Annotated in this window: 27 protein-coding genes; 1 reads left to right on the forward strand and 26 read right to left on the reverse strand. The window is 63.3% G+C overall.

Going from position 1 to position 20,906, the window contains the following annotated elements:
• Positions 1-10: 10 nt before the first annotated feature.
• From rpsH to ACU8YE_RS18450, 21 genes are all read right to left on the reverse strand, one after another.
• Positions 11-406: a 30S ribosomal protein S8 gene (gene rpsH, locus ACU8YE_RS18350; protein WP_004634489.1), complete on the reverse strand. Its 396-nt coding sequence runs from the start codon at positions 404-406 to the stop codon at positions 11-13.
• Between the two features lie 27 nt (positions 407-433).
• Complete coding sequence (gene rpsN, locus ACU8YE_RS18355) at positions 434-739, reverse strand: 30S ribosomal protein S14 (RefSeq protein WP_004634486.1); 306 nt, start codon at positions 737-739, stop codon at positions 434-436.
• A 9-nt stretch (positions 740-748) separates the two neighbouring features.
• Entirely contained in the window at positions 749-1,291 is a 543-nt protein-coding gene (gene rplE, locus ACU8YE_RS18360; RefSeq protein ID WP_009241894.1) for a 50S ribosomal protein L5, read from the reverse strand.
• Between the two features lie 26 nt (positions 1,292-1,317).
• On the reverse strand, positions 1,318-1,626 hold the full coding sequence (rplX, locus tag ACU8YE_RS18365) for a 50S ribosomal protein L24 (protein WP_009241893.1): 309 nt from the start codon (positions 1,624-1,626) through the stop codon (positions 1,318-1,320).
• Between the two features lie 11 nt (positions 1,627-1,637).
• Positions 1,638-2,006, reverse strand: coding sequence for a 50S ribosomal protein L14 (gene rplN / locus ACU8YE_RS18370; protein ID WP_003264129.1), 369 nt, complete (start codon positions 2,004-2,006; stop codon positions 1,638-1,640).
• Positions 2,007-2,273: 267 nt separating this feature from the next.
• The gene (gene rpsQ / locus ACU8YE_RS18375; RefSeq protein ID WP_004634482.1) at positions 2,274-2,543 is read right to left on the reverse strand and encodes a 30S ribosomal protein S17; all 270 of its coding nucleotides are present in this window, start codon (positions 2,541-2,543) and stop codon (positions 2,274-2,276) included.
• Entirely contained in the window at positions 2,540-2,734 is a 195-nt protein-coding gene (gene rpmC, locus ACU8YE_RS18380) for a 50S ribosomal protein L29 (RefSeq protein WP_004634481.1), read from the reverse strand. Before rpmC ends, rpsQ begins: the two co-directional genes overlap by 4 nt.
• Before the next feature lie 12 nt (positions 2,735-2,746).
• Entirely contained in the window at positions 2,747-3,163 is a 417-nt protein-coding gene (gene rplP / locus ACU8YE_RS18385) for a 50S ribosomal protein L16 (RefSeq protein WP_003264123.1), read from the reverse strand.
• A 2-nt stretch (positions 3,164-3,165) separates the two neighbouring features.
• Entirely contained in the window at positions 3,166-3,954 is a 789-nt protein-coding gene (gene rpsC, locus ACU8YE_RS18390) for a 30S ribosomal protein S3 (RefSeq protein WP_009241892.1), read from the reverse strand.
• Positions 3,955-3,963: 9 nt separating this feature from the next.
• Complete coding sequence (rplV, locus tag ACU8YE_RS18395; protein WP_004634479.1) at positions 3,964-4,293, reverse strand: 50S ribosomal protein L22; 330 nt, start codon at positions 4,291-4,293, stop codon at positions 3,964-3,966.
• 9 nt (positions 4,294-4,302) lie between these two features.
• Positions 4,303-4,578 (reverse strand): 30S ribosomal protein S19, encoded by a 276-nt coding sequence (rpsS, locus tag ACU8YE_RS18400; protein WP_004634478.1) that lies wholly within the window; start codon positions 4,576-4,578, stop codon positions 4,303-4,305.
• Between the two features lie 21 nt (positions 4,579-4,599).
• Positions 4,600-5,430, reverse strand: coding sequence for a 50S ribosomal protein L2 (gene rplB, locus ACU8YE_RS18405; RefSeq protein ID WP_004634477.1), 831 nt, complete (start codon positions 5,428-5,430; stop codon positions 4,600-4,602).
• Positions 5,431-5,432: 2 nt separating this feature from the next.
• Positions 5,433-5,747, reverse strand: coding sequence for a 50S ribosomal protein L23 (rplW, locus tag ACU8YE_RS18410; RefSeq protein WP_004634476.1), 315 nt, complete (start codon positions 5,745-5,747; stop codon positions 5,433-5,435).
• Positions 5,744-6,364, reverse strand: a complete 621-nt coding sequence (rplD, locus tag ACU8YE_RS18415) for a 50S ribosomal protein L4 (RefSeq protein ID WP_446929307.1) — start codon at positions 6,362-6,364, stop codon at positions 5,744-5,746. The genes rplW and rplD overlap by 4 nt, the downstream gene beginning before the upstream one ends.
• A gap of 11 nt (positions 6,365-6,375) precedes the next feature.
• Entirely contained in the window at positions 6,376-7,029 is a 654-nt protein-coding gene (gene rplC / locus ACU8YE_RS18420) for a 50S ribosomal protein L3 (protein WP_024977883.1), read from the reverse strand.
• A 285-nt stretch (positions 7,030-7,314) separates the two neighbouring features.
• On the reverse strand, positions 7,315-7,626 hold the full coding sequence (gene rpsJ, locus ACU8YE_RS18425) for a 30S ribosomal protein S10 (RefSeq protein WP_004634473.1): 312 nt from the start codon (positions 7,624-7,626) through the stop codon (positions 7,315-7,317).
• A gap of 107 nt (positions 7,627-7,733) precedes the next feature.
• A complete protein-coding gene (tuf, locus tag ACU8YE_RS18430; RefSeq protein WP_102067425.1) occupies positions 7,734-8,942 on the reverse strand; it encodes an elongation factor Tu in 1,209 nt (402 codons plus the stop codon).
• A gap of 83 nt (positions 8,943-9,025) precedes the next feature.
• Complete coding sequence (gene fusA / locus ACU8YE_RS18435) at positions 9,026-11,152, reverse strand: elongation factor G (protein ID WP_045203008.1); 2,127 nt, start codon at positions 11,150-11,152, stop codon at positions 9,026-9,028.
• Positions 11,153-11,266: 114 nt separating this feature from the next.
• Positions 11,267-11,737 carry a 30S ribosomal protein S7 gene (gene rpsG / locus ACU8YE_RS18440; protein ID WP_004634470.1) on the reverse strand — a complete coding sequence of 157 codons (471 nt, stop codon included), beginning with the start codon at positions 11,735-11,737 and terminating at the stop codon, positions 11,267-11,269.
• A 186-nt stretch (positions 11,738-11,923) separates the two neighbouring features.
• Positions 11,924-12,301, reverse strand: coding sequence for a 30S ribosomal protein S12 (gene rpsL, locus ACU8YE_RS18445; RefSeq protein ID WP_003265519.1), 378 nt, complete (start codon positions 12,299-12,301; stop codon positions 11,924-11,926).
• A 300-nt stretch (positions 12,302-12,601) separates the two neighbouring features.
• Positions 12,602-13,861: an MFS transporter gene (locus ACU8YE_RS18450; protein WP_446929308.1), complete on the reverse strand. Its 1,260-nt coding sequence runs from the start codon at positions 13,859-13,861 to the stop codon at positions 12,602-12,604.
• A 99-nt stretch (positions 13,862-13,960) separates the two neighbouring features.
• Between ACU8YE_RS18450 and ACU8YE_RS18455 the strand changes: the two genes are divergently transcribed.
• Entirely contained in the window at positions 13,961-14,881 is a 921-nt protein-coding gene (locus ACU8YE_RS18455; RefSeq protein WP_322018735.1) for a LysR family transcriptional regulator, read from the forward strand.
• Here ACU8YE_RS18455 and recQ read toward each other — a convergent pair.
• The 5 genes from recQ to ACU8YE_RS18480 all read right to left on the reverse strand — a co-directional run bounded on the left by recQ (position 14,878) and on the right by ACU8YE_RS18480 (position 20,900).
• Positions 14,878-16,791, reverse strand: coding sequence for a DNA helicase RecQ (gene recQ / locus ACU8YE_RS18460; protein ID WP_316871523.1), 1,914 nt, complete (start codon positions 16,789-16,791; stop codon positions 14,878-14,880). The two genes, ACU8YE_RS18455 and recQ, sit on opposite strands and share 4 nt — an antisense overlap.
• Before the next feature lie 112 nt (positions 16,792-16,903).
• On the reverse strand, positions 16,904-17,494 hold the full coding sequence (locus tag ACU8YE_RS18465; RefSeq protein WP_316871521.1) for a class I SAM-dependent methyltransferase: 591 nt from the start codon (positions 17,492-17,494) through the stop codon (positions 16,904-16,906).
• A 22-nt stretch (positions 17,495-17,516) separates the two neighbouring features.
• The gene (locus ACU8YE_RS18470; RefSeq protein WP_446929309.1) at positions 17,517-18,359 is read right to left on the reverse strand and encodes a YfaP family protein; all 843 of its coding nucleotides are present in this window, start codon (positions 18,357-18,359) and stop codon (positions 17,517-17,519) included.
• Positions 18,360-18,369: 10 nt separating this feature from the next.
• Positions 18,370-19,173 carry a YfaP family protein gene (locus ACU8YE_RS18475; RefSeq protein WP_316871519.1) on the reverse strand — a complete coding sequence of 268 codons (804 nt, stop codon included), beginning with the start codon at positions 19,171-19,173 and terminating at the stop codon, positions 18,370-18,372.
• On the reverse strand, positions 19,170-20,900 hold the full coding sequence (locus tag ACU8YE_RS18480; protein ID WP_446929310.1) for a YfaQ family protein: 1,731 nt from the start codon (positions 20,898-20,900) through the stop codon (positions 19,170-19,172). The genes ACU8YE_RS18475 and ACU8YE_RS18480 overlap by 4 nt, the downstream gene beginning before the upstream one ends.
• Between the last annotated feature and the right edge of the window lie 6 nt (positions 20,901-20,906).

The raw sequence follows: 20,906 nt of genomic DNA on the forward strand, positions 1-20,906 counted from the left end.
TTCCCCTCCCTTAGGCGACGTAGCAAATGACTTCGCCACCGACACCGGTTGCGCGGGCGCGGCGGTCCGTCATCAGACCCTGGGGGGTCGAGATGATGGCGACACCCAGGCCGTTCATCACTTGCGGGATTTCATTACGGCCCTTGTACACACGCAGACCAGGCTTCGAGACGCGCTCCAGGCGCTCGATGACCGGACGGCCAGCGTAGTACTTCAGACCAATCGTCAGCGTGGACTTGCCACCCTGCTCGGTCACGGCGAATTCGTCGATGTAGCCTTCGTCCTTCAGGACTTTGGCGATTGCCACCTTCAGCTTCGACGACGGCATGACCACCGACGCTTTTTCCACCGCTTGCGCGTTGCGGATACGCGTCAGCATATCGGCGATCGGATCGCTCATGCTCATACTGTTTCTCCTGTAGCCTGTGCGTGATTACCAGCTGGCTTTCGTCAGACCCGGGATCTCGCCCTTGAAGGCGATCTCGCGGAGCTTGTTACGCGCCAGGCCGAACTTGCGGAACGTACCGCGGGGACGACCGGTGATCGAGCAGCGGTTGCGCTGACGAGTCGGATTTGCATTGCGCGGCAGCGCTTGCAACTTCAGACGCGCTTCGTAGCGCTCTTCTTCCGACTTGCTTTGGTCGGCCACGATGGCTTCGAGAGCGGCGCGCTTCTCAGCGTACTTGGCCACGAGCTTGGCACGCTTCTTCTCGCGTTCGATCAGAGACAATTTAGCCACGGTAACCCCTTAATTACGGAACGGGAACTTGAACGCGTTGAGGAGCGCCTTCGCTTCCTCGTCGTTCTTCGCAGTCGTCGTGATGCTGATATTCAGACCACGGAGTGCGTCGATCTTGTCGTATTCAATCTCGGGGAAAATGATCTGCTCTTTCACACCGATGTTGTAGTTGCCACGACCATCGAACGCCTTGCCGGACACACCACGGAAGTCGCGCACGCGGGGCAGCGACACAGTGATGAAGCGATCCAGGAATTCGTACATACGTTGGCCACGCAGCGTGACCATCGTGCCGATCGGGTAACCCTGGCGGATCTTGAAGCCGGCGATAGCCTTGCGGGCCTTCGTCACGATGGGCTTCTGGCCAGCGATCTTGATCAGGTCGCCCGTGGCGTGCTCAATGACTTTCTTGTCATTGATGGCTTCGCCAAGACCCATGTTCAGGGTGATCTTGGTGATGCGCGGCACTTCCATGACGGACTTGTAACCAAACTGCTTGATCAGTTCGGGCACAACCTTCTCTTTGTAAAACTCTTGCAGACGTGCAGTCATGCTCAACTCCTCTCTATTGCCCAGAATCAAGCGCCGACGGCAGCACCGGTGGTCTTCAGCACGCGCGTCTTCACGCCGCCTTCAACCTTGATGCCGACGCGCGACGGCTTGCCATTGGCATCCACGAGCGCAACGTTCGAAATATGGATGGGCATGACCTTGTCGACCACACCACCCGTCGTACCCAGCATCGGGTTCGGGCGCACGTGCTTCTTGGCAACGTTCACGCCTTCAACCGTCACATGCTCGGCCAGCACGGCCAGCACGGTACCTTGCTTGCCCTTGTCTTTACCGGTACGGACGATGACGCGATCGCCCTTGCGAATCTTGTTCATGCGGCCTCCGATTACAGCACTTCCGGCGCGAGCGACACGATCTTCATGAAGCGCTCGGTACGGAGTTCGCGAGTGACCGGCCCGAAAATGCGGGTGCCGATCGGCTCAAGCTTGGTGTTCAGCAGCACGGCGGCATTGCCGTCGAACTTGATGAGCGAGCCGTCAGGACGGCGCACGCCCTTGGCGGTACGCACCACCACGGCGTTGTAGATATCGCCCTTTTTCACGCGACCACGCGGGGCAGCATCCTTGACGCTGACCTTGATGATGTCGCCGACGCTGGCGTAGCGGCGCTTCGAACCGCCCAGCACCTTGATGCACATGACTTCACGCGCACCCGTGTTATCGGCCACTTCGAGCCGGCTTTCTGTCTGAATCATGGTGTTCTCGTCCCAACTTAATTCGCCAAGCGCACAATGCGCAGAGGCGATCAGTCTTGGTCCCGCCGGCTGCTGGCATTGCGCCAACTGCGATTGGGTTGATCAACTTGAAGTCGGTAGCTGCCCGACGGCGATTGCCGCCTGGCCCATTCGCTTTTCCCCTCACTTGAGCCACCAGCAGGTTTGCCGGCCACCCTCACAAAGGGAAAGACCGAGACTATATCACATAATCTCGGCCTTGCAACAGCAAACTACTCCGCTGTTGTTTTAGATCACGCGCGCAGCTTCAAGCAGACGCGACACCACCCACGACTTCGTGCGGGACAGCGGACGCGATTCGGTGATCTCAACCTTGTCGCCTTCGTTGTACTGATTGGCTTCGTCGTGCGCGTGGTACTTCTTCGAGCGCACCACGTACTTGCCGTACAGCGGATGCTTGACGCGGTTTTCGATCAGGACCGTGACGGTCTTGTCCATCTTGTTGCTGACAACGCGACCGACGAGCGTGCGCTTCAGGGACGTTGCGGCTTCAGTCATTTCTGGTTCCCCTTCTGGCCCAGCACGGTGCGGACACGCGCGATGTCACGACGCACTTTCTTCAGCTGGCTGGTGTTCTGCAGCTGTTGCGTCGCTTTTTGCATGCGCAGGCCAAATTGGGCCTTCAGCAGCTCGGAGAGCTCCTGGTTCAGCCCGGCGACATCTTTGTCGCGCAGTTCGGATGCTTTCATGGTGTGTGCTCCTTACGTTCCGACCTGACGCACCACGAAGCTGGTCGCGATCGGCAGCTTGGCAGCGGCCAGGCGGAAAGCCTCGCGTGCCAGTTCTTCGCCAACGCCGTCCATTTCGTACAGCATCTTGCCCGGCTGAATTTCAGCCACGTAGTATTCCGGGTTGCCCTTACCGTTACCCATACGGACTTCGGCAGGCTTCTTCGAGATCGGCTTGTCCGGGAAAATCCGGATCCAAATGCGGCCGCCACGCTTGATGTGACGGGTCATCGCACGACGGGCCGACTCAATCTGACGCGCCGTCAGACGGCCACGGCCCATCGCCTTCAGACCGAATTCGCCGAACGAGACTGCGTTGCCGCGCGTCGCGATACCGGTGTTACGGCCCTTCTGCTCCTTGCGGTACTTCCTGCGCTTAGGTTGCAGCATGTTTATTCTCCAGTCTTGGCGTCGGCGCCACGACGGGCACCTGCACCAGCACCGCGGCGCTGACCGGCCGGGCGACCTTCGCCCTCACGGCGACGACCTTCCGGACGACCCGGACGCTTGCGACGCTCTTCTTGCGGCTCTTCCACGACGGGTGCGTCGTTGCGACCAAGGTGGTCACCCTTGTACACCCACACCTTGACACCGATGATGCCGTAGGTGGTTTCCGCTTCGGAGAAGCCGTAGTCGATATCGGCGCGCAGCGTGTGCAGGGGCACACGGCCTTCGCGGTACCACTCGGTACGGGCGATTTCGATGCCGTTCAGACGGCCCGAGCTCATGATCTTGATGCCTTGGGCACCCAGACGCATCGCGTTCTGCATCGCGCGCTTCATTGCGCGACGGAACATAATGCGGCGCTCGAGCTGCTGCGTGATCGAATCGGCGATCAGCTGTGCATCGACTTCCGGCTTGCGGATTTCTTCGATGTTCACGTGCACGGGCACGCCCATGCGACGCTGCAGCTCAGCCTTCAGCAGTTCGATGTCCTCGCCCTTCTTGCCGATCACCACGCCCGGACGCGAGCTGTAAATGGTGATACGAGCATTCTTGGCCGGACGCTCGATGACCACGCGGCCCACCGACGCGTTCTTCAGCTTCTTCTTCAGAAACTCGCGAACCTCGATGTCTTCCTTGAGCATGCCGGCAAACTGGGTGTTGCTCGCGTACCAACGCGATGCCCAGTTACGGCTGACAGCCAGACGGAAGCCAGTCGGATGAATCTTCTGTCCCATCGTGACCCCTTAGTTGCCCAGCGTCACAGTGATGTGACAGGTTTGTTTCTCGATGCGGTTGCCACGGCCCTTTGCACGCGCCGTGAAGCGCTTGAGCGACGTAGCCTTGTCGATGTAGATCGACTTGACCTTCAGCTCGTCGATGTCGGCGCCTTCATTGTGCTCGGCGTTCGCGATGGCGGACTCAACCACCTTCTTCACGATGCCAGCCGCCTTCTTCGGGCTGAACGTCAGCACGTTGAGCGCGCGCTCGATCGACAGGCCGCGGATCTGGTCAGCAACCAGCCGCGTCTTCTGTGCGGAGATACGGGCGCCGCGATGAATCGCTTTAACTTCCATGATTGCCCCTTATCGCTTCGCTTTCTTGTCGGCAGCGTGGCCCTTGAACGTACGCGTGAGCGCAAATTCGCCGAGCTTGTGGCCAACCATGTTTTCCGTGACATACACGGGCACGTGCTGACGGCCGTTGTGAACGGCGATCGTCAGGCCGATGAAGTCCGGCAGAATGGTCGAACGACGCGACCACGTCTTGATGGGCTTCTTGTCCTTCGTTTGCACCGCCGCCTCAACCTTCTTCAGCAGGTGGGCGTCAATGAAAGGACCCTTTTTTACGGAACGAGTCATATCTAAGCTCCTACCTACCGATTAACGCTTGTGACGGCGCTGAACGATCATGCTGTCAGTGCGCTTGTTACGACGGGTGCGGTAGCCCTTGGTCGGCGTGCCCCACGGGGACACCGGATCACGGCCAGCAGCAGTCTTACCTTCACCACCACCGTGCGGGTGATCGACCGGGTTCATCACCACACCGCGAACGGTCGGGCGAATACCGCGCCAACGAGTTGCACCGGCCTTACCGATCTGGCGCAGGCTGTGTTCTTCGTTGCCGACTTCACCGATGGTCGCGCGGCACTCGATGTGCACGCGGCGCACCTCACCCGAGCGCAGTCGCACTTGAGCGTAGATGCCTTCGCGAGCCAGCAGCACGGCGGACGTCCCAGCCGAACGGGCAACTTGAGCACCCTTGCCCGGCAGGATTTCCACGCAGTGGATTGTCGTACCGACCGGAATGTTGCGGATCGGCAGGTTGTTACCGGCCTTAATCGGCGCTTCCGAGCCGTTAGCGATGGCTTGGCCAACCACAGCGCCCTTCGGGGCGATGATGTAGCGGCGCTCGCCGTCAGCGAACAGCACGAGCGCGATGTTGGCGCTACGGTTCGGATCGTATTCCAAGCGTTCGATCTTGGCCGGGATACCGTCCTTATCGTTACGCTTGAAGTCGACGACGCGATAGTGATGCTTGTGACCACCGCCCTTATGACGGGTGGTGATGTGGCCGTTGTTGTTACGACCCGACTTCTGGATTTGCTTTTCCAGCAGCGGAGCGTGCGGCGCGCCCTTGTGAAGGTCGGGGTTAACGACCTTCACCATCGAGCGGCGGCCCGGCGATGTCGGCTTGGTTTTGACGAGTGCCATGATTACTTGGCCTCCGCTTCAAAATTGATTTCCTGGCCCGGCTTCAGCGAAACATAGGCCTTCTTCACGTGGTCACGACGACCCATGAAGCGACCGAAGCGCTTTTGCTTGCCCTTCTGGTTCAGGATCTGGACGGACTCAACTTCGACCTTGAACAGCAGTTCGACGGCAGCCTTCACTTCGCCCTTGTTGGCGTCGCGAGCCACTTCGAACACGACCTGTTCGTTCTTCTCGGCCACCAGGGTTGCCTTTTCAGACACCACAGGCGCCAGCAGCACCTGCATCAGGCGATGGTCGTTCTTGGCAACTTGCGTCATTTCAGCAACTCCTCGATCTGCGCGACGGCTGCCTTGGTCACGAGCACCTTCTTGTAGTGCACGAGCGACAGCGGGTCGGCGTGACGCGGCTCAACCACGAGCACGTGCGCCAGGTTGCGCGATGCCAGGAAGAGGTTTTCGTCCAGGTTATCGGTAATCACGAGCACCGAATCCAGGCCCATGGCGCGGAACTTGTCGGCCAGCAGCTTGGTTTTGGGCGCGTCGACGGACAGGCTGTCAACGACGTTGATGCGACCTTCACGGGCAAGCTGCGAATAAATCGAGCGCATGCCGGCGCGGTACATCTTCTTGTTGACCTTCTGCGAGAAGTTTTCTTCCGGGCTGTTCGGGAAGATACGACCGCCCCCGCGCCACAGCGGGGAGGAGCTCATACCTGCACGGGCGCGGCCCGTACCCTTTTGACGCCACGGCTTCTTGGTCGTGTGCTTGACCTCTTCACGGTCCTTCTGCTTACGGTTGCCGCTGCGAGCGTTGGCTTGGTAAGCGACGACGACTTGGTGAACGAGGGCTTCGTTGTAGTCACGGCCGAAGACTTCCGGCGAGGCAGCAACGCTGGCGCCGAGTTGACCGTTGTCCTGGAGCAGCTTCAGTTCCATGCGTTTGCTCCTTATGCCTTCTTGGCGCGGGCCTTCACGGCCGGCGTGACGATGACTTGACCGCCCTTGGCGCCCGGAATCGCACCCTTGACCAGCAGCAGCTTGCGCTCTGCGTCGATCTTGGCGATTTCCAGGTTTTGAACGGTACGGGTGACGTCACCCATGTGACCGGTCATGCGCTTACCCGGGAACACGCGACCCGGATCCTGCGCCATACCGATCGAGCCCGGCACGTTGTGCGAGCGCGAGTTACCGTGCGAGGCGCGGCCCGACGAGAAGTGGTAACGCTTGATGGTACCGGCGTAGCCCTTACCAATCGTCACACCCTGGACGTCGATCTTTTGACCGACTTCGAACAGGTCGACGCTGATGTTCGCGCCAGGCTGGAATTCAGCGGCACGAGCGGCATCCACTCGGAATTCTTTGATGACTTCGCCCGCTTCCACGCCGGCTTTGGCGAGATGACCCGCCAGCGGCTTGGTGACGCGGCTGGCGCGTCGGGTGCCGAAGGTGACTTGAACCGCGGTGTAACCGTCGGTCTCGTCCGTCTTGATTTGCGTCACGCGGTTGTCGCCGACCTCGAGCACGGTAACGGGAATCGAATCGCCGTCGTCCGTGAAAATACGGGTCATGCCAACCTTGCGACCTACAAGGCCAAGGCTCATGGTTTGCTCCATTCCCAGCTGCGATTGGCCGGGGCTGATTGATACTACGAATCTTGAACTGGACTGCGCCTAAAGAGACAGCGCGAGGCCAAATGGCCAGCCCACTCCCCTGACTAAAGGGGTAGCCCTACAATATATCCGGGTTACGAACAATATGCAAGAGCGATTGCCGGATGGCGGTCCGAACGTCGTGTGCAATGCAACATCCAGTGCTCAAAAGCAAAACGGCGAGCACTTGGCTCGCCGCTTGCCCGTTACCGGAGTGGCCCGGCAGCGTTGTGTTGCTTACTGCAGCTTGATCTCGACGTCCACGCCAGCCGGCAGGTCCAGCTTCATCAGCGCATCGACGGTCTTGTCCGTCGGGTCGACGATGTCCATCAGGCGCTGGTGCGTGCGGATTTCGAACTGGTCGCGGCTGGTCTTGTTGACGTGCGGCGAACGCAGAACGTCGAAACGCTGGATGCGGGTCGGCAGGGGCACCGGGCCCTTGACGATCGCTCCGGTGCGCTTGGCGGTCTCGACGATTTCAGCGGCCGACTGGTCGATCAGGCGATAGTCGAAAGCTTTCAGGCGGATACGGATCTTCTGGTTCTGCATGATGTTTCCTTAAAGAGCATGGCGGTCGAGCCGCCGGTAGATTGAAAGAGCGATGCAACAGGCGATGCGCTGCGCCCCTTACGAGGAACAGCGCATCGATCCGCCTTTTACTTCAGGATCTTGGCAACGACGCCAGCACCCACGGTACGGCCGCCTTCACGGATAGCGAAGCGCAGGCCTTCTTCCATGGCGATCGGGGCGATCAGCTTGACGGTGATCGACACGTTGTCGCCCGGCATGACCATTTCCTTGCCTTCCGGCAGGGCGATCGAGCCGGTCACGTCCGTCGTACGGAAGTAGAACTGCGGGCGGTAGTTGTTGAAGAACGGCGTGTGACGGCCGCCTTCGTCCTTCGACAGGATGTAGACCTCGCCCGTGAATTCCGTGTGCGGCTTGATCGAACCCGGCTTGGCCAGCACTTGGCCGCGCTGGACGTCTTCGCGCTTCGTGCCGCGCAGCAGAATACCGACGTTGTCGCCTGCTTGACCTTGGTCCAGCAGCTTGCGGAACATTTCCACGCCCGTGCAGGTCGTCTTGTCGATCTTCGGCTTGTCGCCGTCCATGGCGATACCGACGATTTCGATTTCTTCGCCGACCTTGATGATGCCGCGCTCGATACGGCCGGTCACCACGGTGCCGCGACCCGAGATCGAGAACACGTCTTCCACCGGCATCAGGAACGTACCGTCAACAGCGCGCTCCGGCGTCGGGATGTAGGTGTCCAGTGCGTCGGCCAAGTTCATGATGGCCACTTCGCCCAGTTCGCCCTTGTCGCCTTCCAGCGCCAGCTTGGCCGAACCCTTGATGATCGGGGTGTCGTCGCCCGGGAAGTCGTACTTCGACAGAAGTTCGCGCACTTCCATCTCCACCAGCTCCAGCAGCTCGGCGTCGTCCACCATGTCGCACTTGTTCAGGAAGACGATGATGTACGGCACACCAACCTGGCGGGCCAGCAGGATGTGCTCACGCGTTTGCGGCATCGGGCCGTCAGCGGCCGAGCACACCAGGATGGCGCCGTCCATCTGGGCAGCACCGGTAATCATGTTCTTGACGTAGTCGGCGTGGCCCGGGCAGTCAACGTGCGCGTAGTGGCGGTTAGCCGTTTCGTACTCGATGTGCGCGGTGTTGATCGTGATGCCGCGTGCCTTTTCTTCCGGCGCTGCGTCGATTTCGTCGTACTTCTTCGCGGTACCGCCAAACTTGCTCGACAGCACGGTTGCGATCGCCGCGGTCAGCGTCGTCTTGCCGTGGTCAACGTGACCAATCGTACCAACGTTCACGTGCGGCTTGGTCCGCTCGAACTTTTCCTTTGCCATGTCAGCTCCTCAATTCGGAATCGGCTAATTACTAGATTTGGATGCAGGCAGCACGCACACGCGCGCCGCCCAAAACACGTTGATTACTTCGTACCCTTGGCAGCCATCACAGCTTCGGCGATGTTCTTCGGTGCCTCAGCGTATTGCTTGAATTCCATGGTGTACGTGGCGCGGCCTTGCGTCTGCGAGCGCAGCGACGTCGAATAACCGAACATTTCCGACAGCGGGACTTCGGCCTTGATGATCTTGCCGCCGCCCACCATGTCGTCCATGCCCTGCACGATGCCGCGGCGGGACGACAAGTCGCCCATCACGGTACCCGTGTAGTCTTCCGGCGTTTCCACTTCCACAGCCATCATCGGCTCGAGCAGAACCGGGGTGGCGCGGCGCATGGCTTCCTTGAAAGCCATCGAACCGGCCATGCGGAACGCGTTTTCGTTCGAGTCCACGTCGTGGTACGAACCGAACGTCAGCGTGACCTTCACGTCCACCACCGGGAAGCCCGCCAGAATACCGGCCGGCAGCGTGTCGACGATACCCTTCTCGACCGCCGGGATGTATTCGCGAGGAATCACACCGCCCTTGATGGCATCGACGAACTCGAAGTTCTTGCCAGCCTTCTTCGCCTCGTCATCCGCCGGTTCGAGCGTGATCACAGCGTGACCGTACTGACCGCGACCGCCGGACTGCTTGACGAACTTGCCTTCGACGTCTTCAACCTTCTTGCGGATGGTTTCGCGGTAGGCAACTTGCGGGGCGCCGATGTTGGCTTCCACACCGAATTCGCGCTTCATGCGGTCGACCAGAATTTCGAGGTGGAGCTCGCCCATACCCGAAATGATGGTCTGGCCCGATTCTTCATCGGTACGCACGCGGAACGACGGATCTTCAGCAGCCAGGCGGTTCAGGGCGATACCCATCTTTTCCTGGTCAGCCTTGGTCTTCGGCTCGACAGCCTGCGAGATCACCGGCTCCGGGAACACCATGCGCTCGAGAATGATCGGAGCGCTCGGGTCGCACAGCGTGTCACCCGTGGTGGCGTCCTTCAGGCCCACTGCAGCGGCGATGTCGCCTGCCAGCACTTCCTTGATTTCTTCGCGCTGGTTGGCGTGCATCTGCAGAATCCGGCCCAGACGCTCCTTCTTCTGCTTCACCGGGTTGTACACGGTGTCGCCCGAGTTGATCTTGCCCGAGTAGACGCGGAAGAAGATCAGCTGACCAACGAACGGGTCGGTCATGATCTTGAACGCCAGCGCCGAGAACTTCTCGTTGTCGTCTGCCTTGCGCTCGAGCTTCTTCTCTTCGTCGTTTTCGTCAATGCCTTGAACCGGCGGAATGTCGACCGGCGACGGCAGGAAGTCGATCACGGCGTCGAGCATACGCTGCACGCCCTTGTTCTTGAACGCGGTGCCGCACAGCATCGGCTGGATTTCGCAGGCGATGGTGCGGTCGCGCAGCGCCTTGACGATCTCAGCACGGGTCAGCTCTTCGCCGCCCAGGTACTTTTCCATCAGCGCTTCGCTGGCTTCAGCAGCCGACTCGACCATCTTCTCGCGCCACTCGTTGCACGTGTCAACGAGCTCAGCCGGAATGTCGGTGTATTCGAACTTCACGCCTTGGCTGGCTTCGTCCCAAATGATCGCCTTCATTTCCAGCAGATCGACGACGCCCTGGAAGCCGTCTTCAGCGCCGATGGGCACTACGACGGGCACCGGGTTGGCCTTCAGACGGGTCTTCAGCTGGTCGTAGACCTTGAAGAAGTTCGCGCCGGTACGGTCCATCTTGTTGACGAACGCCAGACGCGGCACCTTGTACTTGTTGGCCTGGCGCCAGACGGTTTCCGACTGCGGCTGCACGCCACCCACTGCGCAGTACACCATGCACGCGCCGTCGAGCACACGCATGGAACGCTCCACCTCGATGGTGAAGTCCACGTGGCCCGGGGTGTCGATGATGTTGAAGCGGTGCTCGGGATAGTTGCCGCCCATGCCCTTCCAGAAGGCGGTGGTAGCAGCAGACGTGATGGTGATGCCGCGCTCTTGCTCCTGCTCCATCCAGTCCATGGTGGCAGCGCCATCATGCACTTCACCGATCTTGTGGTTCACACCGGTGTAGAACAGGATCCGCTCGGTCGTGGTGGTCTTGCCGGCGTCGATGTGAGCGGAAATACCGATGTTACGGTAGCGCTCAATGGGGGTCTTACGAGCCACGGTTAATCCTCAGATTCGTCAACGGGGCGCCGGCCCATGGCCAAGCGCCCCTAATACAAATGGGCGAGATGTGCGCACACAGCCCGCCCAGCAACCAACAACGTCTCGCGTCGCTTAGAAGCGGAAGTGCGAGAACGCCTTGTTGGCTTCAGCCATGCGGTGCACTTCGTCGCGCTTCTTCATGGCGCCGCCGCGGCCTTCCGAGGCTTCGAGCAGCTCACCAGCCAGACGCAGGGCCATCGACTTCTCGCTGCGCTTCTTCGCAGCTTCCCGCAGCCAACGCATCGCCAATGCCAGACGACGCGACGGCCGGACTTCGACCGGCACCTGATAGTTGGCGCCACCAACACGACGGCTCTTCACTTCGACCACCGGCTTGATGTTGCCGATTGCCAGCGTGAACACCTCGATCGGCGCCTTGCCTGCTTTCTTCTCGATCTGGTCGAACGCACCGTAGACGATACGTTCAGCCACCGACTTCTTGCCGTCCAGCATCAGGACGTTCATGAACTTGGCGACTTCCACATTGCCGAACTTCGGGTCCGGCAGAATTTCCCGCTTGGGGACTTCACGACGACGTGGCATCTTCTTTCCTTCTCTGTTCAGTTGAGAACCGCTTCGGTTCTCCGGCCACCAACTAGCTTGTCTTCCAACAATCTGAGCCGGGTGACCACTTACTCGACGGTGCCAGTGCGGTCAAAAAACGCACCGTTGTACCGCCTGCTCATGACAAGACCGTGACCGCAAAAGCGGCGCGATCTCACTGACGACTTAGGCCGCCTTCGGACGCTTCGCGCCGTACTTCGAACGCGCTTGCTTACGGTCCTTGACGCCTTGCAGGTCAAGAGAGCCGCGCACGATGTGGTAACGCACACCCGGCAAGTCCTTCACACGGCCGCCGCGGATCAGCACGACGCTGTGTTCTTGCAGGTTGTGGCCTTCACCGCCGATGTACGAAATGACTTCGAAACCGTTGGTCAGGCGCACCTTCGCGACCTTACGCAGTGCCGAGTTCGGCTTCTTCGGCGTCGTGGTGTACACGCGGGTGCACACGCCGCGACGCTGCGGGCAGTTCTCAAGTGCCGGGCTCTTGCTCTTCAGCTTTTCCGAGACGCGGGGCTTGCGAACCAGTTGATTGATGGTTGGCATTGTTCAATCCAGCTTGGTTTTTTGAAAAATCGCCGGTTCACATAACGTGAACGCCTCATTTGTGAGGCGGACGGCGCAATCGGGTTTTATGGAAGTGGCGAGCAGAACGCTCTGAAGGGGAGGACCTGCGGGAACAGATCAAGACCAAAGAGCGCGAGCCCGTCTGGTTCAGATGTCTCGCACAGCGCTTTGCCGGGCAGGGACGCGCGAAACCAGAAGCCAAAAACTCGAATCTGGCACTATAGCGGGCTGTCTTGCAAGCGTCAAGCGCGCCGCCTCTCTGGCGACGCGCGGGTGAGATCAGCAGCGGCGCGGTGTGGCGCCGATGGCACGCGAAGCACGTGCAGGCCACATAAAGACGAGTGCAGCCGTCGCCACAAACCCGAGCGCGAGAACGGATACGCCGATCCAGCCGGCGCGCACCCAGGCCACGCCGGCCAAGCCGCCCCCTGCAGCGGCGCCAAAGAAGAACGCGCCGGTGTACAGACCATTCACACGGCCGCGAATCTCCGGTGACAGTGTGTTGACCATGTAGCGGCCGAGCGCCTGGTCGCCGATGGCGCCGAAGTCGAGCAGCAGCGCCGCAGCTACCAACATCGTCAACATGGCGGGGACGCTGAGGCCAGGCAACAGTGCCGAAGCCAGCGCCAACAGCAAACCCGTCGCCGCACTGCCGTGCGCGAGCAGCGTACCCACGCGCACCAAGCCGCGATCGGCCAGCCGCCCGGCGATGGGCGCGGCCACGACCCCAGCCGCGCCGCACAGCGCAAAGATGCCGATGCCGTTCTGCGAAAGATGGAATGGCGCTGCCGCCAGCCGCAGTGCGACAGCCGTCCAGAACAACGTGAACGCGGCCATCAGCAAGGCCTGGGTGGCGGCGCGGCGGCGCAACAACGGTTCGCTACGCAGCAGCCGCCCGTACGAGCCCAGCAGTGCGCCGTACGACAGCGCGCGCGGCGGCACGAAGGTCGGCATCACGCGCGGCAGGAAGACAGCCAACACGGCAATCGCCACCGCCGATGCGCCGTAGAACGCCCGCCAGCCCCACTGCGCCGCGATCAGGCTGGCCGCCGGGCGCGAAAGGAGGATGCCGAGGTTCAGGCCGATCATGATGTCGCCGAGCACCCGCCCGCGCCGGTGGTCTGCGGCGAGGCGCCCCGCCAGCGCAATCAGCATCTGAATGACCGTCGACGTGAGGCCGATGGCGAAGGCAGCCAGCATCAGCACTTGGCCGCTGTGCGCGACAGTGGTCAGCGCCAGCGAAGCCACCGCGCCCCACAGGGTGCGCGAGGCCAGCGTGCGGTTGTCCTGCAGGTCGGTCAGCGGCATCAGGAGCAACAGGCCGATGCCATAGCCGATAAGGGTGGCGGTCACCAGCAGCCCCGTGGCGGCCGTGGTCCAGCCGATGCTCGCGGCGATCTCGGCAACGAGTGGCTGGATGCCGAACAGGTTGATGACGATGAGCCCGACGGCGGCGGCAAACAAGGGCGTGGCGCCGTCGGGGAGCCGATCGGCGGGTGGCGGGTTGGAAACGGCAACGGCAGGCGCTTCGGTAGTCATGATGAGCAGGACGAAGGATCGGAGCGCCCATCGTAGCCAGCCGATTCGCGCAGATTAAGGTAGCCTCTGGCGCAATATTGTTTCCACAGGCGCGCAAATATGGACCGGCTTTCTGACGTGGCGATCTTTGTGCAGGTGGTGGAGCGCGGCAGCCTGTCGGCGGCGGCGGATGCGATGGGGATGTCGCGCGGTGTGATCAGTAAGGCGCTGGCGCGGCTGGAGGCGCGGCTGCAGACGCGTCTGCTGCAACGGACAACGCGGCGCCTGTCGCTCACCGAAGCGGGCGCGGCGTTCTTCGAAAAAAGCCGCGAAGGACTGGCGCTCGTTGATGCGGCAGAGCAGGCCGTGACCGCGTTACGCGACGAGGCGCGCGGCACGCTGCGGGTGTCAGCGCCGGCCTCGTTTGCAGTGACATTGTTAGCACCGCTGTTGGGCGCATTCCAGGCGCGCTACCCTGCCGTGCAGATCGATCTGGACATGAACGACCGCTACGCCGATCTTGTCGCCGGGCGCATCGACGTGGCGATCCGCATTGGCATGCTGGAGGACTCATCGCTGGTGGCGCGGCGGCTGGCGAGTTGCGCGCACGCCATCTACGGGGCGCCGTCGTATTTTCGCGAGCGTGGCATTCCGCAGTCGCCGGAGGATTTGCGCAACCACAACTGCCTCGTCTACGCCAATTACGACGGGCCGTACGACTGGGTGCTGACGGACGCCGCGGGCCAGCGCTACATCGCCCACGTGAATGGTTCGATGCTGGCCAACAACAGCCTCGTGCTGCGCGAGGCGGCGCGTTCAGGGCTGGGCGTGTCGCTGGGGCCGGCGTATCTGGTGCGCGACGATATTGCGGCCGGCCGGCTGCAGGCGGTGCTGACGGACTACACGGCGCGGGAGGTGCCGCTGCACGCCGTGTTCACACAACGTGTGCACCTGCTACCGAAGGTGCGGGCGTTTGTCGATTTTCTGGGCGATCACCTGAGCCGCACCGGCGTGATGGGGCCATTGCCGCTGTCCGCCTAGGCTTGCTCGCGGCATTTCTCCAGCACGTCGAGCAGCGCCTGGCCGTAGCGGTCCAGCTTGGCCATGCCGATACCGGGCAACTCGCCGAGCGCTTCGCGCGAATCCGGATCGGTCTCGGCGATGCGCGCGAGCGTGGCGTCGTGGAAGATCACATATGCCGGCACGCTGTGCTCACGCGCGGCCTGCGTCCGCCAGGCACGCAACGCCTGCCAGCGCACCTGCGCCTCGGCGGAAAGCTCGGCGGCCGGATCGGCGCGACGCTCCTTCTTCGCCGACGACGAAGACGCACCACGTACCTTCTCGACCTGACGACGCAGGATCACCGACTGCGCGCCCTTGAGCACGGGGCGGGCCGCGTCGGTCAGGATCAGTGCGCCGTGGCCGCCGTGATCCACCGCAAACAAGCCCTGCGCGACCAACTGTCGGAACACGCCGCGCCACGCGGCTTCTGACAAATCGCTGCCGATGCCGAAGGTCGACAGCGTCTCGTGATGCCACTGCTTGACGCGCTCGGTCGCGTTGCCCCGCAGGATGTCGATGAGTTGTCCCGCGCCAAAGCTCACGCGGCTGGCTTGCTGGACGCGGTACGCACACGACAGCGCCATCTGCGCCTCGCGCGTGGCGTCCCAGGTTTGCGGCGGCGTCAGGCACGTATCGCAGTTGCCGCACGGCTGGCTGCTTTCACCAAAGTACGCAAGCAGCGCCACACGGCGGCAGCTTGCGGCTTCGCAAAGGCCGAGCAGCGCTTCGAGTTTGGCGGTTGAGACGCGCTTGTGCACATCGTCCGCATCGGACTCGTCGATCATGCGGCGCTGCTGCACCACGTCAGACAAGCCATACGCCATCCACGCGTTGGCGGGCATGCCGTCGCGGCCTGCGCGGCCGGTTTCCTGGTAATAACCTTCGAGGCTCTTGGGCAAATCGAGGTGCGCAACGAAGCGGACGTCCGGCTTGTCGATGCCCATGCCAAAGGCGATGGTCGCCACCATGACGACCCCCTCCTCCTTGCGGAAGATTGCCTGATGGCGGGCGCGCACTTCGGAGTCCATCCCGGCGTGATACGGCAGCGCGCGGATGCCCTGCTCGGCCAGCCACTGCGCGGTCTCCTCCACCTTCTTGCGCGACAGGCAGTAGACGATGCCGGCGTCACAGGTGTCACCGTCCATGTGTTCGGCGCGAATGAAGCGCAGCAGCTGCTGGCGCGCGCTGTCCTTCTCGACGATGGTGTAGCGGATGTTCGGGCGATCGAAGCTGGAGAGGAAGACGCGCGCGTCCGTCAGCGCCAGCCGTTCGACGATCTCGTCGCGGGTGACGGCATCGGCCGTGGCGGTGAGCGCAATGCGAGGCACGTGCGGGAATCGCTCGTGCAGCACGGAAAGCTGGATGTACTCGGGCCGGAAATCGTGCCCCCATTGCGACACGCAGTGCGCTTCGTCGATGGCGAACAGGCCAATGCGCGATCGCTCAAGCAGCTCGAGGAAGCGCGGCGTCATCAACCGCTCGGGCGCCACGTAGACGAGATCCAGCCGCCCCGCCGCCAGATCGCGCTCGACCTGCGCTGCCTCGGCGCCCGTCAGCGCAGAGTTGAGGTATGCGGCGCGCACGCCGGCCTCTTCCAGCGCGGCCACCTGATCCTGCATCAGCGCGATCAGCGGCGACACGACAATACCGGCGCCCTGCCCGCGCCGGTGCCGTACGAGCGCCGGGATCTGATAGCAGAGCGATTTGCCACCGCCGGTCGGCATCAGCACGAGGCAATCGCCGCCATCCGCCACGTGGGCGACGATCTCCGCCTGCGGGCCGCGGAAGGCGCTGTAGCCGAACACATCGTGCAGCACCGCATGCGTGGCGGCGGCGGTGTCTTCGGGCAGCGCCTGCAGCGCGTGGTCTATGGCGGGGGAGTCGTACATCGGGGCGGCGGGTGCGCGCGGTATCACGCGCGGGCTGGGCGAAACCGCTATTGTGACAAACCCCGCCGCAGGGTGGTCAATCAGGACAGTCGGATTGTCGGCAACGCCGCCGTCAGACCTTGCGTGCAACGATGCGATGGATCGTCCGCCCCGACGACTGGCTGACGGCCGCCTTGTCAAAGACGAGTTCGGTGCCGGCCAGCGCCTGGCGCACAGGTGCCGCATCGAACGACGTGAACAGCCGGCCGCGTCCATCGCGCTGATCGGCCTCAGGCGTGACCCGCCAGCTCAGGTACAGCGTGCCCTCCTGGCGCAGCAACGACACCAGGCGCTCCACCGCCGCACCAATCTGCTCGGGCGGCAAATGCATGATGACGGTCTCGCAGAGGACGTTGTCGAACGCGCCTTCGGCAATACCGACCAACTCGGGCAGCAGCGCCTGCCGGAAGGACAGCCCTGGATACTGCTCCCGCGCCGCTTCCAGCAACCCCGCCGAGGCGTCGTAGCCGACAGCCGGATACCCGTTGGCGTTGAGCCACGCCACCTCGCGGCCCGCGCCGCAGCCGATGTCGGCGGTGGCGCCGCCCGCCTTGAACTCGCGGCGCAGCAACGCGTACAGGTCTTCAGGCGCGGGCTGCTCGCGCCACTCCTGCGCGAAAGCCTCAGCAAGGGTGTCGTAGGCGGCAACGGTCTGCGTATCCATGGCGGCTCCGGAATCGTGTGGGCTACTTCATCGTGAAACTGCGTAACAGCGTCAGATCGCCGGCCTTGCGCATCGGCACGACAAACGTCTGCTGGCGCTCGGACGGCGTGTTTTCGTCAGTAATGATGTTGACAGTAGCCGTGGTGATGATGCTGTTGTCGTTGCCGCTGCCGTAGTAGTTCACGTAGACGAGATACGTGCCGGGCACGGGGGCCGGGTTCGAATAGATCTCAGGACCATAGCCGGTCGTGACGTCCACGTCGAGCGCGCCGCCGTTCTGGACCACGCGGTTGCCGTACCAGGCATGCTGGCCATCGGGCGAAATGACGTGCAAGTCGAGATCGGTGCCGTCGGTGTCCCAAGACAGGACCACGCGCAGACGCGGACGCTGCTTGCCGGTGTAGCTGTCGTAGAACTGCACGCGCTTGGCATCGCCGCGCGCGCTGCGCACCTCGACGCTGTTGCTGCCCGCGCCAAATGCGTACGGACGCGAGAACGTGCCGTCAGCCTCGATGCGCTGCGGCATGGCCACGCCGTTGACGATCAGCGTACCGACCGACGCGCCATCGGCGCCACGGCGGCGGCGCGGCTTGTTTTCGTCCGTTGCTGCGGCAGCCTTCGGCTGGTTGCGGATGCGCCCGGCGATCATCGACGCGATGCCCTGCCCCGGCGGCGTCGACACCGACACCGCCGGGTAATGCACGTCTTGCGTGTAGCGGGATTCGTCGCCCGCCGAATTGCGCCAGCCATTGAGCGGCGCGGTGATCTCGATACTCCCGGCGTCGGTTTGCGCGAGCACGCTGCCAGCAGCCGCAAACGTGGCCAGCGCAATGGCGACGGCGAGACGTAAAGTGGAAGGCGTCATGTGTGTCACGTCAGAAGCGGATCGATTTCATCAGCGCCAGCTCGCCGATCTTGCGCAGCGGCACGCTGACGAACTCGCGCCGCTCGTTGGGCGTGTTCTCGTTATAGATCAGCGTCAGTTGCGCGGTGATGAGATCGCGGTCGTGCGCCTTTTCGTCGAAGTTGTAGCCGCCGGCATTGAAGTTGCCCCAGTAGTTCACGTAGAACAGCCAGACGCCGGGGCGCGGCGCGGCGGTCGAGAAAATCTCGGGGCCGGCGCCGTCGACGCTGTCCACGTCAAGCCCACCGCCGTCGGAGAGCAGCGGTTGCGCCCAGAACGCGTGATCGCCAATCGGCGAAATGACGTGCATGTCGACCTCGGCGCGCGGGTCGTCCCACGTGAGGACGGCGCGCAGCTTGGCCGACGTCTTGGTGGTGTCCGCCTCGTAGAACTGCAGACGTTGGCGCGACTGGCCGTCGGCGCTGACGATTTCGACGCTGTTCGAACCCGGGCCGAACGCCCAGGGGCGCGCGAAACGGCCTTCGCCATCGCCATACAACGGCATGGCGTTGCCATTGACGACCAACACCGGCGGGCGGCGCTGCTTGCCAGCCGCGCGGATGCGCCCGGCAATGAGCGTGCGGTACTTTTGCGCGCCACGGTCCACGGGCGGTTTTGGATACGCCGCGGTGTACTGCTCCAGCTCGTTGGTCAGCTTGCTGTTGCGCCAGCCGCCGATCGGCCCTTCCAGATCGGCCACCGGCTCAGCCAGTGCCGATGCGGCCAGCAGCAGCGCAACGGCGCCCAGCGCCAAGCGCGTCGTCCCACTCTTCACAGCAAACCCTCCCCTCGGATCAGGCGACGCGCCATCGCCTCGACAAACTGTTCGTCCTGCCCGCGCGGGTGACGCGCAAAGGCGAGGTGCAGATATTCGTGCGTCAGTGCGATGCGGTCTTCCTCGGTGGCAAACCGGTGCACGTAGAGCCGGTTGCGGCGCGCGTCGGCATACGGGCGGCCCTCTTGTACGACGCACACGGCCGGCAGCGGCGGTGTCTCGTAGCCGGGCTCGGCATTCAGGCGCGCGGACCAACCCGGCGCGCGCGCCTGCAGCCACTGCTGCGCGCCCGCCACGGGTGAACAATCCCCCGCCACCGGGCTCTGGAACGACGTGAGCGTCGCCTGCGGCCACCACTGTGCGAGAATCGCGTCAAACCCCTGGCCGCGCTGGGCAGCGGCACGCGCGGCGGTCCAGCTCATCTGGCCGCGTGCGCTGATGGTGCCGTGGTACTGCACGGACTGGCCGGTTAGGACCAGCGTGTCGGTAAATTCGGCTGCGTTGCGCGCGGCGGCCAGCGGTGGACGCGGCAGCACGCGCTGCGTCCGCGAGCTGTCGGCGATGCGGTAGCAGCCCTTGTCGCGCGAGGCGTGCTGCACAAGGTAGCTGCGTGCCGCCACGGCCAACGCACGCGCGGCCTGTGGCTCGGCGAGTTCGCCTTCGCGCTCGACCACACGCGCCACGTAGTCGTTCATGCCCAGGCGGCCCGTAATGACCGGCATGTTGTTCTGGCGCGCGAGCGTCAACTCGCCCTTGCTCTCGATCGGCAGCGTGTTGCCGTTGACGAAGCGCACGGCGTAGCGGCCTTCCAGACGACCGGCCGCGACCGGCTTGCCGCTGGCATCGCGCACCTCGCGAATCGGGTAACGCGCGAAGAAGTCCACCGCGACGCAGGCATCATCGTCGGGCACGGGCGTCTGCTCGATCAGCGGCGTCAGGCGCGGTGCGGCAGCGGCCAGCACCTGGTTGCTCGACCCCGCACCGCCCAGCCAGACGGGCGTGCCGTCGGCCAGCCAGCCCGCGGCCCCGCCGATCGACGCGCCGGGCCGCTGCGGGTCGGGCATCGTCCACGTCTTGGCGCGCAGCAGACCGCCGAAGTCCGATACCGTGCCCTCGCCGCGCCCGATGGTCAGCACGGAGACGAGTGTCTGCGCGGCAGTTTCGCGCCCCTCGGCCGGAACGCTGCGCAGCGCGGTGAGCAGATCGGCGACCGGCACGCGATGCGTCGGCTGCATGGCACGCAGGTCACGTAGCCACGTGGGCGATCCGGCTTGCTGCCAGAAGCGGCGCCAATCCGCGCGGTCCAGCCCGAGACGCGCCGGTTCGAAATAGCGTCCGCACGACTGGATGAGCGCGCGCTCGCGGTCGATGCTGTTGCCTGCGGTGCAGCAGTACACCTCTTCGGCGTCGTTGCCGTGACACTTGTAGTCGGGCGTGCTGATGCGGCGCGAGACAAGGTAGCTATAGACGAAGAGCTTCCAGACGCTGCCGAGCGGCGTTTCGGCGTCGTGCGGCAACGCGGTGGCTTGCGGCACGCCGCCGGCCGGGTCAGCGCTGAACTGCCAGAGCTTGGCGTCATCGCCTTGCAACGCGGCATATCTCAGTTGCGGAAGCGGCTGGCCAACCGGCCCGGCGGTGGCGTGCCCCGCCTGCCCGGCAAGCGCGAGTGCGCCGCCAGCCCACAGCAGGCCGGTCAGCACACCACGGGCGAGCAGGCGGGAAGGCATCGTCAG

The organism is Ralstonia sp. VS2407 (genome assembly GCF_052950655.1).

Coding starts and splice junctions, on each gene's coding strand:
- rplX (WP_009241893.1), bottom strand. CDS start 1,626: ATGAACAAGATTCGCAAGGGCGATCGCGTCATCGTCCGTACCGGTAAA.
- rplE (WP_009241894.1), bottom strand. CDS start 1,291: ATGACTGCACGTCTGCAAGAGTTTTACAAAGAGAAGGTTGTGCCCGAA.
- ACU8YE_RS18465 (WP_316871521.1), bottom strand. CDS start 17,494: ATGGATACGCAGACCGTTGCCGCCTACGACACCCTTGCTGAGGCTTTC.
- rplV (WP_004634479.1), bottom strand. CDS start 4,293: ATGGAAGTTAAAGCGATTCATCGCGGCGCCCGTATCTCCGCACAGAAG.
- rplC (WP_024977883.1), bottom strand. CDS start 7,029: ATGAGCCTTGGCCTTGTAGGTCGCAAGGTTGGCATGACCCGTATTTTC.
- tuf (WP_102067425.1), bottom strand. CDS start 8,942: ATGGCAAAGGAAAAGTTCGAGCGGACCAAGCCGCACGTGAACGTTGGT.
- rplD (WP_446929307.1), bottom strand. CDS start 6,364: ATGGAACTGAAGCTGCTCCAGGACAACGGTCAACTCGGCGCCAGCGTT.
- ACU8YE_RS18470 (WP_446929309.1), bottom strand. CDS start 18,359: ATGACGCCTTCCACTTTACGTCTCGCCGTCGCCATTGCGCTGGCCACG.
- rplN (WP_003264129.1), bottom strand. CDS start 2,006: ATGATTCAGACAGAAAGCCGGCTCGAAGTGGCCGATAACACGGGTGCG.
- rpsS (WP_004634478.1), bottom strand. CDS start 4,578: ATGACTCGTTCCGTAAAAAAGGGTCCTTTCATTGACGCCCACCTGCTG.
- ACU8YE_RS18455 (WP_322018735.1), top strand. CDS start 13,961: ATGGACCGGCTTTCTGACGTGGCGATCTTTGTGCAGGTGGTGGAGCGC.
- rplP (WP_003264123.1), bottom strand. CDS start 3,163: ATGCTGCAACCTAAGCGCAGGAAGTACCGCAAGGAGCAGAAGGGCCGT.
- rplW (WP_004634476.1), bottom strand. CDS start 5,747: ATGACGCAAGTTGCCAAGAACGACCATCGCCTGATGCAGGTGCTGCTG.
- rpsC (WP_009241892.1), bottom strand. CDS start 3,954: ATGGGACAGAAGATTCATCCGACTGGCTTCCGTCTGGCTGTCAGCCGT.
- rpsG (WP_004634470.1), bottom strand. CDS start 11,737: ATGCCACGTCGTCGTGAAGTCCCCAAGCGGGAAATTCTGCCGGACCCG.
- rpsQ (WP_004634482.1), bottom strand. CDS start 2,543: ATGACTGAAGCCGCAACGTCCCTGAAGCGCACGCTCGTCGGTCGCGTT.
- rplB (WP_004634477.1), bottom strand. CDS start 5,430: ATGGCACTCGTCAAAACCAAGCCGACATCGCCGGGCCGCCGCTCGATG.
- ACU8YE_RS18480 (WP_446929310.1), bottom strand. CDS start 20,900: ATGCCTTCCCGCCTGCTCGCCCGTGGTGTGCTGACCGGCCTGCTGTGG.
- recQ (WP_316871523.1), bottom strand. CDS start 16,791: ATGTACGACTCCCCCGCCATAGACCACGCGCTGCAGGCGCTGCCCGAA.
- rpsJ (WP_004634473.1), bottom strand. CDS start 7,626: ATGCAGAACCAGAAGATCCGTATCCGCCTGAAAGCTTTCGACTATCGC.
- rpsL (WP_003265519.1), bottom strand. CDS start 12,301: ATGCCAACCATCAATCAACTGGTTCGCAAGCCCCGCGTCTCGGAAAAG.
- ACU8YE_RS18450 (WP_446929308.1), bottom strand. CDS start 13,861: ATGACTACCGAAGCGCCTGCCGTTGCCGTTTCCAACCCGCCACCCGCC.
- rpsH (WP_004634489.1), bottom strand. CDS start 406: ATGAGCATGAGCGATCCGATCGCCGATATGCTGACGCGTATCCGCAAC.
- rpmC (WP_004634481.1), bottom strand. CDS start 2,734: ATGAAAGCATCCGAACTGCGCGACAAAGATGTCGCCGGGCTGAACCAG.